Origin of the sequence: Rhodococcus cerastii (assembly GCF_033042195.1) — a bacterium.
GTDB lineage: Bacteria > Actinomycetota > Actinomycetes > Mycobacteriales > Mycobacteriaceae > Rhodococcoides.
In genome coordinates this window covers 1-13,872 of sequence record NZ_JAWLKF010000013.1, presented here as the reverse complement: position 1 = coordinate 13,872, position 13,872 = coordinate 1, and the positions used below count along the sequence as shown (strand labels likewise).

Sequence of the window (13,872 nt, the reverse complement as noted above, 5' to 3'; positions counted from 1 at the left end):
GGCCGCTGCCTGACGCGCTCGGCACCGTCACTTCGGATCGGGGCGTACGGTGGTACTACCGACTGTGTAGTAGCAGCACGCCCTGGGGGGACCACCATGTTCGACGACGCCTTACCTGTGAGTTCGTCCCAGGCCGATATCTGGATTGCTCAACAGTTCATGCCGGACGTGCCCTTCACCATTGCGTATTTCGTCGACATCATCGGCGCTGTGAACCTGGACTCGCTGGTCGAGTGCGGTAGCCGGGCGCATCGAGAGTTCTCGTCGTCGACGATGCGAATCATCGAGGTCGACGGCACCCCGATGCAGCGGTTCGAGCCTCGGGAGACCGACAGGGTGGAGATCCTCGATTTCCGCGAACACGACCGGCCGGCCGACGCGGCGACGCAGTGGATGGAAGACGATTGCCGCACGCCGTTCTCGATGGACGGCCAGCTCGTGCGGTTGTGTGTCCTTCGCGTCGGGGACGATCGCGTGTTCTGGTACACCCGAGCCCATCACATCGCGCTCGACGGTTATGCCTCCATGAAGGTGCTCGAGCGGGCGGCGGCCCTGTATGCCGCCGCGTCCGGTGGCGTCGAGCCTGTGGCTGTCGACCCGACGACGCCGGCCGCGCTTGTCGCCGAGGACGAGCGCTACCGCACCTCCGCCCGCGCACGACGCGATCGAGCGCACTGGCAGTCCGCAGACCTGGGTCACGCCGAGCCTCTCGGCCGAATTGTTCAACCTGCATCGGTGCCGATCGTCGTCGGCAAGGATCGATCGGTTTCTCCGACCGCTGCCGGTTATGCGACATCGACTGTGGTGATCGCTGCCTTCGCCGCGTACCTGGCGCGTATGAACGACACCGAGAACGTGGATCTGTCGTTGCCGGTCTCGGCGCGGCCGACGGCGATGTTGCGCCGGGCGGGTTCCTCGTTGTCGAACGTTGTGCCGCTGAGCCTGCCGGGCATCGGATCTGCGACGGTGAACAACGTGATCAAGTCCACCGAGGTGGCGATCGGTGCCGTGCTCCGCCATCAGCGCAGCAGACCTCAGTTCTCCGAGAGTGGTAATGCGCTGAGCGCAGGGCTTTTCGGGCAAACGATCAACGTGATGATGTTCGCGAACACCGTGGCCATCGGCGACTTCGACGGTGAGATCAACATTCTGACGACGGGCCCGGTGTCCGACCTCGCCGTCAACATCTACCCCGGTCGAGGTGGAGCGCGTCCTCGCATCGACTTCGAGGCCAACCCTGCCGCCTACACACCGAGCGACCTGGCGCGCCACCATGCTCGATTCCTGTACTTTCTCGACCGTTTCGCCGAATCCGGCTACGGCGATACCGCGATAGCAGACCTCGACCTGTTCTTGCCCGACGAGCGGTGTACGACGCCCGCCTCGGTGGGCGCGGCCGTGACCGAGCGTGGATCTCTGAACGACGTCTTTTCGATGGCAATCATTCGGCACGGCAATCGAATTGCGATCCAGGATGCGGAGGTGTCGGTCACCTACGCGGAGTTGGATGAGAGAGTCGCCGCACTCGCATCCGCCTTGAGTGCGCGAGGAATCGGTACCGAGGACCGGGTCGCTGTGCGTATCGGCCGATCCGCGGAGGGCGTCGTCGCGTTCTGGGCCATCGCACGAGTCGGTGCGGTGTACGTTCCGGTCGACCCGAATCACCCGCGCGAGAGAGCGCAGTTCGTGGTGCGAAACAGCGGAGCGGTGTTGGGCCTGTGCACCGGAGGTGCCGAGCTGGGTGTGGTGGAGTGGCTGAGCCTCGATGACGTTCTCGCGGAGGGAGGCCCGGGTGATGAACCCGCGCCGACGACACCACACCACGCGGCGTACGTCATCTACACCTCCGGCTCCACCGGCACTCCCAAAGGCGTCGTCGTCACCCACGGTGGCATCGCCGCTCTGGTGCAACAGATCAGGAGCAGCTACGACCTCGACGCCGAGTCGCGCGTCTGTCATCTCGCCTCTCCCGGGTTCGATACCGCTGTGGTCGAAGTGCTTGCCGCAGCAACCGCCGGCGCGGCAGTGGTGATCGCTCCGCCGGATAGCTACGGCGGCGCGGAACTGTCGGAACTGATTGCCCAGCAATCGATCACACATCTGCTGATCACGCCCTCGGCGCTGGCCACGCTGGATCCCGCAGCCCTGTCGCATGTCGGGACCATCATCATCGGCGGTGAATCGGCACCGCAGGACACCGTCGGTCGATGGTCGGTGGGTCGACGACTGCTCAACGCCTACGGGCCCACCGAGACGACCTGCAGTGTCACCATGACCGAGGCTCTGAACCCGGGCAGCGTGGACGGAATCGGTCGAGCCATGGTGGGGACGGTGATTCACCTTCTCGATCGGGCGTTGCGGCCGGTTCCCTCGGGTGCAGTCGGCGAAATCTACATCGAGACCCCCGGCGTTGCGCGCGGATATCTCGGGCGCACCGCAGAAACGGCAGCTCGCTTCGTTGCGAATCCGTTCGGCAGCACCGGTCTTCGGATGTTCCGCAGCGGAGATCGGGCGCGTCTACGCGGAGACGGGACGCTGGAGTTCCTCGGACGCACCGACGACCAGATCAAGATCCGCGGCAATCGCGTCGAACTCGGGGAGGTCGACGCTGCACTGCGATCGCATCCGGAGGTCGCTGCGGCGTCGTCGTCGTTGCACCGCAGCCGTTCCGGTGACCTCCGTATCGACGGGTACATCGTCCCGAAGCGGCCGGGGGAGCTCGTCGACACGACGCGAATCCGCAACGATCTCGTGGGGCGTCTGCCTGCCCACATGGTCCCGGCGACGATCTCGGTTCTCGACGAGATTCCGCTGACGATCAACCGGAAGATCGATCGCGGAGCGCTGCCGGCACCCGATCTCTCCTTGGTGTCGACCGGGGATCGAACTGCGCCGTCCGGTGTAACCGAGGAGATGGTGGCGGCAGCCTTCTCGCGTGTACTCGACACAGATGACATCGACTGCGCCACATCGTTCTTCGACCTCGGTGGTGACTCACTGGCCGCGACCAGGGTCGTCGCATCGATCCGGGCCGAGGCATCGGTGGACATCGGCGTACGAGACCTTGCGGTGGCTCCGTCCGTGCAGGCCTTCGCGGCACGAATCGATGAACGCCGTCTTCTTGGACTACAACACAATTCGCGACCTGAACAAGGCATGTCGCAGGGCGTGATTGCAATTCCGCTGGCGCCGCAACAGCGCCACATCGATCGAAGCGCAGCGCTACCGCTGTCCAATCTGCCGTTCACGGTCTCGATAACCGGGGAGTTCGATCCAGCGGCAGCCTCGCAGGCGTTGACCGATCTGATCGAGCGACACCGCACGTTGCGCACGCGCTATCCGGGTGTCGACGGGATTCCAGTTCAGGTGATCGAGCAGGATTCTGCTGGGGTGGCACCGAACCTCGACGTTCTGGACTTCGATGCACCATCAGTGACGGAGACCCTCGAGCAGCCCTTCGACGTGCGTACCGAATTCCCGATCCGAGCTCGACTGTTCGCGTTAGCACCCGATCACCACGTGCTGGCGTGCGCCGTTCACCACATCGCAGCGGACGGGTGGTCTCTCGGGCTGCTGGCGTCGGATTTCGTACTGGCTTATCAGGCCAGGATGGCCGGCAGTGCACCGTCGTGGCCTGAATTACCCTTGCAGTACGCCGATTACAGTGTCTGGGCCGCCGATCGGGATGTATCGGCCGACATCGAGTTCTGGCGCGCGGAACTCGCAGGTGTCCCCAGCGGCACAGAGTTGCCGTTGGACCGACCACGTCCGCAGGAGTGGGACTTCTCCGGTGCGCGCACATCGCTTCGCTTCGATGCACCCGCCACGGAGAAAATCACCGAACTGGCCCAGCATTGTGGGACAGGACGATTCAGCGTGCTGCGCGCAGCACTGCTGATTCTGCTCGCGGAGGTGACGGACTCCACCGATATCGTCGTCGGAACCCCGGTTGCCGGGCGCGACGATCCGAGGCTCGAGCAGCTGGTCGGTACCTTCACCAACACCGTCGCGATTCGGACGGACATCGCGTCCGCTACGACCGTCGAAGACGTGGTGCAGGCGGCCCGTGGGCGCGAGCTGCGCGCCTTCGACCATGCAGCGGTTCCGTTCGAGTATGTCGTCGCCGAACTCGCTCCTGACACGGCGGCCGGGCAGCACCCGATTCTCCAGGTCGCGCTCTCGTTGGACGTCTTCACCGCCGCAACCCTCGACCTGGGGGACACGCGTGTCGAGATCACGCCCCGACCGATCGACATCGCCAAGTGCGACCTGCATCTGCACGTCACCGAACGGCGGGACGACCAAGGGAAGGCTATCGGTATCGACGTCGACATCGTCTATCCCACAGCACTGTTCGACGCGAATACCGTTGTCGCGTTGGGACGGAGTCTCGAGCAGATCGTGCGTGCGATGGTCGCAGCACCCGACTCAGCGTGGCGATCCCTGGCGGCATTAGATCCATCCATGCAACTACTACACAACGTGTAGCATGTGCTGTGCGTGAGGTGCACGCGACTATCCAAGCCAGCGGGAGAACGCATGTCCACCTTCAACGGCCTACCGGCCCACATTCTTCTCGTTCACTTCATCGTGGTGCTGGCACCGCTGACCGCGCTGCTCGCCATCGCGGCCAGTATCTGGTCCGGTGTGCGCAGCCGTCTCGTGTGGCTCATCGCAGCCCTGGCGGTGTTCACGCTGGTGCTGACGCCGCTGACGACCGAGGCAGGCGAGTGGCTCGAGAAGCGCGTCCCCGAGACCGCTGCGGTCGAACAGCACGCCGAGATCGGCGACTGGATGATCTTCTTCTCCGTCGGTCTTGTGGTCGTCGCCGCGGCGCTCGTGTTCCTGCATCTGCGTGAGCGTCGGGGCACTACCCCCGTGCGATGGCAGTCGATCGCGGTGGTGGTGTTGGCAGTGGTGGTCGGAGCGACCACAATCGTCCAGGTGTACAGAATCGGTGAGTCCGGCGCGCGCGCCGCATGGGATGACGTATCGGTGACGGCCGTCGATGAGTGAGCCCGAGCCGAGCCTGCACGAGCACGAACCGCATGCGGATATGTCCGGTCGGCTGAATTGGCTGCGGGCAGGCGTGTTGGGCGCGAACGACGGCATCGTCTCCACTGCCGGCCTGGTGGTCGGAGTCGCAGCGGCCACCACCGACAGGGGGTCGCTGCTCACCGCAGGTGTTGCCGGCCTGGTCGCGGGAGCTGTGTCCATGGCACTCGGGGAGTACGTCTCGGTGAGCACGCAGCGTGACGCCGAGCGATCCCTGCTGATCAAGGAACGCAAAGAGCTGGACGAGCAGCCCGAGGAAGAATTGGCTGAGCTCGCGGCGCTGTACGAGGCCAAGGGGCTCTCGGCAGAGACTGCCCAGACCGTTGCGCGCGAACTCACCGAACACGATCCGTTTGCCGCGCACGTGGACGTCGAGTTGGGAATCGACCCCGACGCGTTGACCAATCCATGGCAAGCGGCCGCATCGTCGGCGGTGTCGTTCATCAGCGGTGCGCTTTTGCCGTTGCTCTCGATCCTGCTTCTGCCTGCTTCGCAACGTATTCCGGTCACCTTTGTCGTCGTGTTGCTGGCTCTGGCGTTGACCGGAACCATCAGTGCGCGCCTCGGCGGTGCGCCGAGTCGGCCGGCGGTGACTCGTATCGTGATCGGTGGCGCAATCGCGATGGCCGTCACCTATGCGATCGGCCAACTGGCGGGCGTCGCCGGTATCTGAGATCAGCGAAAGATCGAGGTGGCGACTTCTCCGGTTTCGGGGGCCACCACATCTTGAACGACATCGAACAGTGCCGTGGAAATGACGGTGAAGGCGAGGATCAGCACCAGCCCGGCCGCGAGAATCCCGCGATCACGACGGTGCCGTGGTGGTTCGCTGAGGGCCTGCACGCGGCGAACGACGTCGCCGCCGGTACTGGCGAGCGCGCGGTTTCCATGGTCGAGGTGTTTGCGCAGCAGGGCGGTTCTGGCGATGGCAGACAACGTGTCTCGACGACCGAGTGTCGCTGCGCTCTCGTCGGCCTGACGCTCGGCGGCGTGCCGGACCTTCGACGGCACCGGCCCAAGAATCGGATCCAGACGAGCCGCGATTTCGCACATCTGGATCCACACGCTGTGGCGATGCCGAAGGTGCGCACGCTCGTGTTCGACCACGGCGCGTAATTCGTTGTCCGACAGAGCCTCCGCAAGGCCGGTGGTGACCACGACGGCACCTCCGCCGGAGGGGACGGCAAAGGCGTCGGGAACGTCGGAGTCGACCACGACGATGCCGCCCGTCGCCCGCGCTTCGTCGCCGAATTCCGATGCGATCGACGCACCGACGGCGACGCGTCGAACATGGCGGGCGACCTCGACCACGCGCCAGAACATCCACGCGCAGATGATGATTCCCACCGACACCCAGGCGATCTCACCTGACGCCAGCAGTACCGCAGCGAGTGCGGCCATGGACGCTGCCACGGAGAATGCGGTCACCATGGACAGGATGGGCAACAGGACGACGGCGGTCGACGGATTGAGTCGACGGTCGAGCTGATCGGCTCCGAATCCCAGCAGCAGCGACAGCACCCACGGCAGCACGGCGACGACCAGGAGCAGGGTCATGGGTGTTGCTCGGCTGCGTCCGACTTGGCGAGCAGTTCGCGCAGCGTCGCCTCGTCCTCGGGGTCGAGTGCGGCCACGAAGCTGGCCAGTACGTCTGCGCGTTCGGCTCTGGCACCGAGTTCGGTGCGCATTCGCATCGCAGCCCGAAGAGCCGGGATCTCGTCGACCGGGGCGTTGAGGGTGTAAACGAAGGACCGCCCGCGCCGCTCGCGATCGACCAGGCCTTTGCCGTGCAGGCGCACCAGAGCGGTCATGACCGTGGTGTGGGCGAGATCCGAGCCAAGATGCTCGCGGGCCTGGGCCACCGAGAGTTCCGTGTGCTCGCCGAGCAACTCGAGGATCGACTCCTCCAACTGTCCGGACGCTCTACGCACTGCGATTCCTCACTCGACTCGATTACTTCGAGGATAGGCGACGGGTGGCATTCGCGAAACCGCGATATGTCGTCGATCTGGCGGGCGGCACGAATCTGTAATACGCTGGCCTCACCAGCCCATCACCTCGAGGACCAGCCATGAGCGTCGAAGGCAATACCCGCGCGCTAGAGAAGACCGTCGTCACCGACTTCAGCGACCGTATGAGTTACGGCGCGTACTTGGACCTCGACACGTTGCTCAGCGCCCAGAAGCCGGTGAGCACCCCCGAGCATCACGACGAACTGCTGTTCATCATTCAGCACCAGACCACCGAACTGTGGCTCAAGCTGGTGCTGCACGAGACCCTGGCCGCGCGAGCGGCTCTCGATGCCGACGACATCGGTACCGCGCTGAAATGTGTTGCCCGGGTCAAGCACATTCAGAAGACGCTGACCGAGCAGTGGTCCGTCCTGGCCACGCTCACCCCGACGGAGTACTCGCAGTTCCGCGACTTCCTCGGCAACTCCTCGGGCTTCCAGTCGTATCAGTACCGGGCCGTGGAGTTCGTCCTCGGCAACAAGAACGCGGGCATGCTGAAGGTCTTCGAGTCCGATCCGGCTGCTCACGAACAGCTTTCGACTCTGCTGCACCAACCGAGCCTGTACGACGCCTTCTGGCAATCGCTGGCGCGGCAGGGGTACGAGGTGCCGGCATCAGCGTTCGATCGCGATGTGACCGCGGCATACACGTTCAACGAGGACCTGATGCCGCTGATCAAGTTCGTCTACGAGAACCACACCGAACATTGGGCGGTGTACGAGGCCTTCGAAGAGTTCGTCGATCTCGAGGAGAACTTCCAGCTGTGGCGCTTCCGGCACATGCGCACGGTGCTCCGTACCATCGGAATGAAGAGCGGGACCGGAGGCTCGAGTGGCGTCGGATTTCTGCAGAAGGCACTCGAACTCACCTTCTTCCCCGAATTGCTCGCTGTGAGAACGGAAATCGGACGATGATGGAACGCGCACTCGAACTCGACGAGAAGGATCCACTCCGCAGCTACCGCGACAAATTCCTCGGCAGTGACGACCCGTCGATCAGTGCATATCTCGACGGCAACTCGCTGGGCCGGCCCACCAAGGCCAGTGTCGAACGGATCAACACCTTCATGACGCAGGCTTGGGGTGGACGCCTGATCCGTGGTTGGGACGAGCAGTGGTTCGACCTCCCCGTCACCATCGGCGACGCCCTGGCCGACGCCACCCTCGGGGCAGCGTCCGGTCAGACCACCATCGGCGATTCGACGACGGTACTGCTGTACAAACTGGCGCGGGCGGCGATCGCCATGCGGCCGGGCCGCACCGAGATCGTCATCGACCGCGACAACTTTCCGACCGACCGATACCTGCTCGAAGGTATTGCAGCAGAGCTGAATATGACCCTGCGGTGGATCGAGACGGACCGCCGCGGTGGTATCGAACCGGAGCAACTCGCCGAGGTGGTGGGGGAGAACACCGCCTTGGTGGTGATCACCCATGTCGCCTACCGTTCCGGCTTCCTCGTCGACGTGGCCGAGGCGACGCGCATCACGCACGCTGCCGGAGCTTTGATGCTGCTGGACGTGTGCCACTCCGTTGGATCGGTACCGCTCGAACTCGATTCCTGGGGAGTGGATCTGGCCGTCGGGTGCACCTACAAATACCTCAACGGAGGCCCGGGATCACCGGCCTTCGCGTACGTGCGCAGTGATCTTCAAGGCGATTTCGTCCAGCCGATCTGGGGCTGGATGGGTCGCGCCGATCCGTTCGAGATGGCGCAGGGTTACGTTCCGGCACAGGGTATTCGACGCGTCATCAGTGGCACACCGTCGGTGTTCGGCATGATCGCGATGCAGGACACCATCGAGATGATCGCTGAGGTGGGGATGGACGCGATACGCGCGAAGTCCGTCGCACTCACCGAATACGCCCTCGAACTGGTCCGCGAGATGCTGGTACCGCTCGGGGTGGAGATCGCCTCACCCGAGGACTCGAATCGACGCGGCGGGCACGTCACCATCGATCACCCCGAGTTCAAGGAGATCACCGCTCGCCTGTGGGAGAAGGGCGTCATCCCGGATTACCGCGCGCCGCAGGGTATTCGCCTGGGATTGAGCCCTCTCAGTACTTCCTACCGAGAGGTGTATCTGGGAATCGTGGCTATCCGTGACGAACTCCCCGCCTAGCACTGCCGGGGCGATCCTCGACGACTTCGACTCTCGTCCGGGAAGCGCCACCTCACTGGTGCGCACGGTGCTCGGGGCATACGTTCGCCCGCTAGGAGGGTGGTTCGCCATCGCCGACGTCGTCGTCTGGATGGACGCGCTCGGGGTGCCGCCGGAGAGCACGCGCATCGCGGTGGCCAGGTTGAAGAAGAAGGGCGTCGTCGAATCGAAAAATCGAGACGGCCGCACCGGCTATCGCATCACCGAGCAGGCCGACGCAATGTTCGCGCGAGGCGACGGTCGGATCTTCGGGTTCCGGCGGATGGCCGACGGCGATCCGTTTCGGCTCATCTCGTTCACCATCCCCGAGACCCAACGCGCCGCGCGCCACCAGCTGAGGCGTCGGCTCACCGGAATAGGATGCGGCACAGTCTCGCCCGGTCTGTGGATCGCACCCGACTACCTCGCGGACGAGGCCGGTGCCATCGTCGACGCGTTGGAGCTTTCGCCCTACGTGACGACGTTCGTCGCCTCGGAGGTCGCGCCGCCGACCACGTTGCGTGAGAGCGCAGCGCAATGGTGGGATCTGGCCGGCATCGCCGATCGGCATCGCGCATTCTTGGCCGCATACGACGGTGGGGTCCCGGCCGGTGACCCACGCGACGCGTTCGTCACGTTCGTGCCATTGCTCGACGAGTGGCGTGTCATTCCCTACGTCGACCCGGGCCTTCCGCCGTCCATGACGCCGGAGGACTGGCCGGGAACCCGGGCCGTCGCGACCTTCGAGGCAGCGCGAGGGCGCTACCTCGAGGTCAGTCGAGAATGGGTCGCGAGCTAACTGCTCTGGTACGACGGTTCGCGCTTCTTGATGTACGAGATGACGCGGTACGTGATGGGAAGGACGAGGACCTCGACGAGTGTCTTCCACAGGAATCCGACGACGACGTAGTTGATGAAGTCGGTCCACGTGCTGATGCCGATGACGCCGGCGGCGATGGCGCAGAAGATCAACGTGTCGAAGAATTCGCCGACGACGGTCGAGCCGATCAGGCGCGCCCACAGGTGCTTTTCCTTGGTGCGTTCCTTGATCTTGACCAGGACGTAGGAGTTGAGGAGCTGGCCGACGGCAAAGCCGGCGAGACCGGCGAGGACGAGTCGGGGAACGACACCGACGACGGTTTCGAGTGCCTCTTGGTTCTCGTAGAACGAGGCGGCGGGAAGTTCGATGGCGATCCAGAAGCACACCGAGGTGAGGATCAGGGAGCCGAAGCCGAGGTAGATCGCTCGGCGTGCGGCTTTGAAGCCGTAGACCTCGCTGAGGACGTCGCCGAGGATGTAGGCGAGGGGGAACAGGAAGAATGCGCCGTCGGTGTTGATCGGCAGGATCTGCAGTGGTCCGAGCATGACGTCGGACGAGGCGAAGAAGGCGACACCTTTGCTGGCGGCCACGTTCGAGATCAGCAGCGTCGCGACGAAGAGCGCGACGATGGTGGGGTAGTAGCCCCGGCTGATGTGAGCGAACGTGGCCTGCCCAGACTCGGTGCCGCCGTTGGCGGCGGTGTGTTCGGTAGTAGTCACTGCTCGATCCAAGCACCGAGACGACGATGGGCGCGAATCCCGGGTGAGGGATGCGCGCCCATCGAGGCGGATCTCAGGTCAGGCGACGCGTCCGCGCACCGTGACGCGGTAGGCGTAGGTTCCGGCGATGATCGTGATCGGAATGGTCACCAGCAGGCCGACAACGAGCAGGATCGCGCCGAGGACGTTGAGGCCGAACAGGGCGAGTGCGAGCACGAAGATCGTGCCACCGTTCGACGCGATCGCCTTGGCGCTGGCCTTGATGGCGGGGATCGGCTCGTCGCCGCGGTCGATGACGAACTGGAAGGTCCACCACGTGAAGAACGTGACGACGAGTCCGGGGATGACCAGCAGGATGTAGCCGATGCCGGTTGCGATGCCGACGAGGACGCCGGCGATGACGATGGCGAAGACATTGTTGAACTGGAAGAACGACCCGAACGCGGGCTTCATCCCGTCCACCTCGTGCAGAGCGCCGCGGACGAGTGCCGCCTGAATGAGGAGTGTGGCGACTCCGACGATGACACTGAAGATCAAGCTGAGGACGAAGTTGTCGGAGCTCAACACGTAGTTCAGAACGCCCTGGATGATCGCGGCGATCAGGACGATGCCGATCCAGACGAGGGCATTTTCCTTGAACTTGTTGAAGCCGTAGCCGATGGCCGTTCCCACGGACAGCTGCGTCGGCATCGGTGACTCACCGAAGGCCGGGGGCGGCGGATAGTTGCCCTGCGGGGGCGGTGGGTAGTTGCCCGGGGGTGGGTAGTTGCCCTGCGGGGGAGGCGGGTAGTTGCCGGGTGGTGGGTAGCCGCCCTGCTGAGGTGGTGGGTAGTTGCCCTGGGGCGGTGGTGGGTAGTTGCCCTGGGAAGGTGGCGGGTAGCCGCCGGGGTTCTGTGGATCCTTGTCGGGGTCGTAGCCGCCTGAGGTCATCGTGTCCTTCTCCCTCGGGAAGAGTTGTCGCGGCCACTGTACGTCCGATTCGCGTGCAGTTGGGCGCTGTCGCGTTGCAACGTGATCTCGATCGGTTCGTAGATCAGAGGTTCGCGGGGTCGAACACCCACGGTTCGCGCGGCACCTGCCTCGGCTTCCACTGTTCGAGCAATTCCTCGGCGTTCTTCGCACTCGGCATGCCGAGGGAGGCGGTGATGAGCGACCACGCGTCGGGCCGCTCGCGCAGGGTCACCGCGCCGTCTCGCTTGGCCAGACGCTTGCCCTCGATATTCAGTGCGAGGGGCACGTGGACGTAGGTGGCGGGGGTGAGGCCGAGGAGCTGAGCGAGATATCCCTGCCGCGGCGCGGAGGTGAGGAGGTCGTCTCCGCGCACGATCTGGTCGACGCCCTGCGCGCCATCGTCGACGACGACGGCGAGGTTGTAGGCGGGGACGCCGTCGGATCGGCGGAGGACGAAGTCGTCCACCTGGCCCCTGTAGAGGCCGTGCAGCTGGTCGACGATGGTGAATTCGGTTACCTGCGAACGTAATCGAATGGCGGGTGGGCGGTCCTTGGCTGCTTTCTGGTCCGCGGTGAGATTGCGGCAGGTGCCGGGATAGGCCCCGTCGGGAGCATGGGGTGCGGAGGCGGCCTGTTGGATTTCCCGACGCGTGCAGAAGCACTCGTACGTCAGCCCGGCTGCGGTGAGCGTGCGAATCGTGGCGTCGTAGATCTCCCGACGCTCGGATTGCCGCATGATGGGCCCGTCCCAATCGAGTCCGATGGCGGCGAGGTCGTCGAGTTGACGCTGCTCCGAGCCGGCCTTCACGCGATCGAGGTCTTCGACGCGCATGAGGAAGCGCCGTTCAGTGGAGCGGGCGAAGAGCCAGGCCAGTAGTGCGGTTCGGAGGTTGCCTAGATGCAAGTCGCCCGAAGGACTGGGAGCGAAGCGTCCGGCGGGCATGGGAGCAGCTTAGTTTCTGTGTGTTGGCGGTCGGGATGATGGTTGCGGTCCGAACGGTAGTTGCGTCGTCCGCGAAAACTTTCATCTGTTGTGGCCCAGGACAATCAGATACCGGAGTCAAAGTTGCTTCTTCCGCACCGTCCCGGTTGGAACACGAGCTGCGTGCAGCATAGCCTGAAGAGATGTCTGTGAACTGTGTCGAGCTGGCGTCGTGGACAGCGGCAAGGCTGAATACTTGCAGTGACCAGAGCCCCGGACATTCCCAAGGTGCGTAAATCGGTGGCTGTTAAGCCCGAGATCCCGCCCGCTGTCGCGAAGCAGATCGCGAGTGCCATGTAGTCCCCCCGTTCCGAGGGAAGGCGCAAGACATACGCGGCCGCGTGGCACCCGCTGCACCGTTGGTGTCAGGCAAATGGTCACGTGAAGATGCGGCGGACCCGATCATCGTCGCGACCTGCCTCGTCCACGCCGCGGATACCCGCACCGAAATAGGGGAAGCGGGCTTACGCCGTCGCCACCTTCAGCACCTTGGGTCGTGGCAGTCAACCGGCATTACCGGACAATGGATCACCTGTTCCCGACGGGGGACTAATTGGTCGCCGCCATCGTGTCCGAGATCCGACCGGAGTACGTCCGTGCGGGGACCGACCCCGTACACCGCGAGACCTGCTGCTGGTCGACGACATCTGAAGTTTGCTAGACCGCGGGAAAGCGATGCCACGGCTAGGCTGACGAGGTCTTCGAACACCGCGACTCGGCCATCTTGCTGCGCGGGTTTGACGGATCCTACGGATGCATCGAGTCGGCGGAGATGGTCAGTGGACCCGTCGCTGTGCATAAGCACGACAGCCTGCAAGTGCGGCTCGAAGACCGACCAAGAAGGCAGGGGAGCGGTCAAGGCTCTGCCGTAGAGCGAGTCTCACGAGACCTGCCCGCCCTGCGCATATCTTCGCAGGGCATAGGTCGTCTCCGTGTTCGACGCCGGCGGACGACCATCGGTCATCCGGACTACAGCGGAAGCCGGAACCGTTCGACGGTCACGTGTTCCGTAGGGGACTACCACGCACCAGGGCACGCGCACAGCTGCTGCATGTGTTCACAAAAGAACGGCAACCTCGGGGTCTCGCCGTTGTCCGGTGCCGCAATCCATCAGACTGATCTGCCGCGAGGATTTCGGACAATGGAGATGACTATTTTCAGGCCGCGATGGCGGGCTGTTGGTAACTGTAGTG

General features: G+C 64.3%; 11 protein-coding genes. 6 read left to right on the top strand and 5 right to left on the bottom strand.

What is annotated here, in order from left to right; translation table 11 throughout:
• Positions 1-117: 117 nt before the first annotated feature.
• The 3 genes from R3P93_RS19450 to R3P93_RS19440 are packed head-to-tail and all read left to right on the top strand — an operon-like array spanning position 118 to position 5,728.
• Positions 118-4,488: a non-ribosomal peptide synthetase gene (locus R3P93_RS19450; RefSeq protein WP_317533796.1), complete on the top strand. Its 4,371-nt coding sequence runs from the start codon at positions 118-120 to the stop codon at positions 4,486-4,488.
• 51 nt (positions 4,489-4,539) lie between these two features.
• Positions 4,540-5,016, top strand: a complete 477-nt coding sequence (locus R3P93_RS19445; RefSeq protein WP_317533795.1) for a DUF2231 domain-containing protein — start codon at positions 4,540-4,542, stop codon at positions 5,014-5,016.
• Positions 5,009-5,728 (top strand): VIT1/CCC1 transporter family protein, encoded by a 720-nt coding sequence (locus R3P93_RS19440; protein ID WP_094669002.1) that lies wholly within the window; start codon positions 5,009-5,011, stop codon positions 5,726-5,728. Before R3P93_RS19445 ends, R3P93_RS19440 begins: the two co-directional genes overlap by 8 nt.
• A 2-nt stretch (positions 5,729-5,730) precedes the next feature.
• On the opposite strand, the gene R3P93_RS19435 is transcribed toward R3P93_RS19440, so the two are convergent.
• Together R3P93_RS19435 and R3P93_RS19430 are read right to left on the bottom strand one after the other, a co-directional pair.
• Positions 5,731-6,612: a M56 family metallopeptidase gene (locus R3P93_RS19435; RefSeq protein ID WP_317533794.1), complete on the bottom strand. Its 882-nt coding sequence runs from the start codon at positions 6,610-6,612 to the stop codon at positions 5,731-5,733.
• A complete protein-coding gene (locus tag R3P93_RS19430; protein WP_037187682.1) occupies positions 6,609-6,986 on the bottom strand; it encodes a BlaI/MecI/CopY family transcriptional regulator in 378 nt (125 codons plus the stop codon). Before R3P93_RS19430 ends, R3P93_RS19435 begins: the two co-directional genes overlap by 4 nt.
• 140 nt (positions 6,987-7,126) lie before the next feature.
• On the opposite strand from R3P93_RS19430, the gene R3P93_RS19425 reads away from it, so the two are divergent.
• The 3 genes from R3P93_RS19425 to R3P93_RS19415 are packed head-to-tail and all read left to right on the top strand — an operon-like array spanning position 7,127 to position 10,006.
• Positions 7,127-7,981 (top strand): tryptophan 2,3-dioxygenase, encoded by an 855-nt coding sequence (locus R3P93_RS19425; protein WP_317533793.1) that lies wholly within the window; start codon positions 7,127-7,129, stop codon positions 7,979-7,981.
• The gene (gene kynU, locus R3P93_RS19420) at positions 7,981-9,189 is read left to right on the top strand and encodes a kynureninase (RefSeq protein WP_317533881.1); all 1,209 of its coding nucleotides are present in this window, start codon (positions 7,981-7,983) and stop codon (positions 9,187-9,189) included. Before R3P93_RS19425 ends, kynU begins: the two co-directional genes overlap by 1 nt.
• Complete coding sequence (locus R3P93_RS19415) at positions 9,170-10,006, top strand: PaaX family transcriptional regulator (RefSeq protein WP_317533792.1); 837 nt, start codon at positions 9,170-9,172, stop codon at positions 10,004-10,006. Before kynU ends, R3P93_RS19415 begins: the two co-directional genes overlap by 20 nt.
• Here the strand turns inward: R3P93_RS19415 and R3P93_RS19410 are convergent.
• The 3 genes from R3P93_RS19410 to gluQRS form a co-directional block, all read right to left on the bottom strand.
• Positions 10,003-10,746 (bottom strand): queuosine precursor transporter, encoded by a 744-nt coding sequence (locus R3P93_RS19410; protein ID WP_068054742.1) that lies wholly within the window; start codon positions 10,744-10,746, stop codon positions 10,003-10,005. The genes R3P93_RS19415 and R3P93_RS19410 overlap by 4 nt on opposite strands.
• Before the next feature lie 78 nt (positions 10,747-10,824).
• Entirely contained in the window at positions 10,825-11,676 is an 852-nt protein-coding gene (locus tag R3P93_RS19405) for a hypothetical protein (RefSeq protein WP_317533791.1), read from the bottom strand.
• 103 nt (positions 11,677-11,779) lie between these two features.
• Entirely contained in the window at positions 11,780-12,640 is an 861-nt protein-coding gene (gene gluQRS / locus R3P93_RS19400; RefSeq protein ID WP_317533790.1) for a tRNA glutamyl-Q(34) synthetase GluQRS, read from the bottom strand.
• Between the last annotated feature and the right edge of the window lie 1,232 nt (positions 12,641-13,872).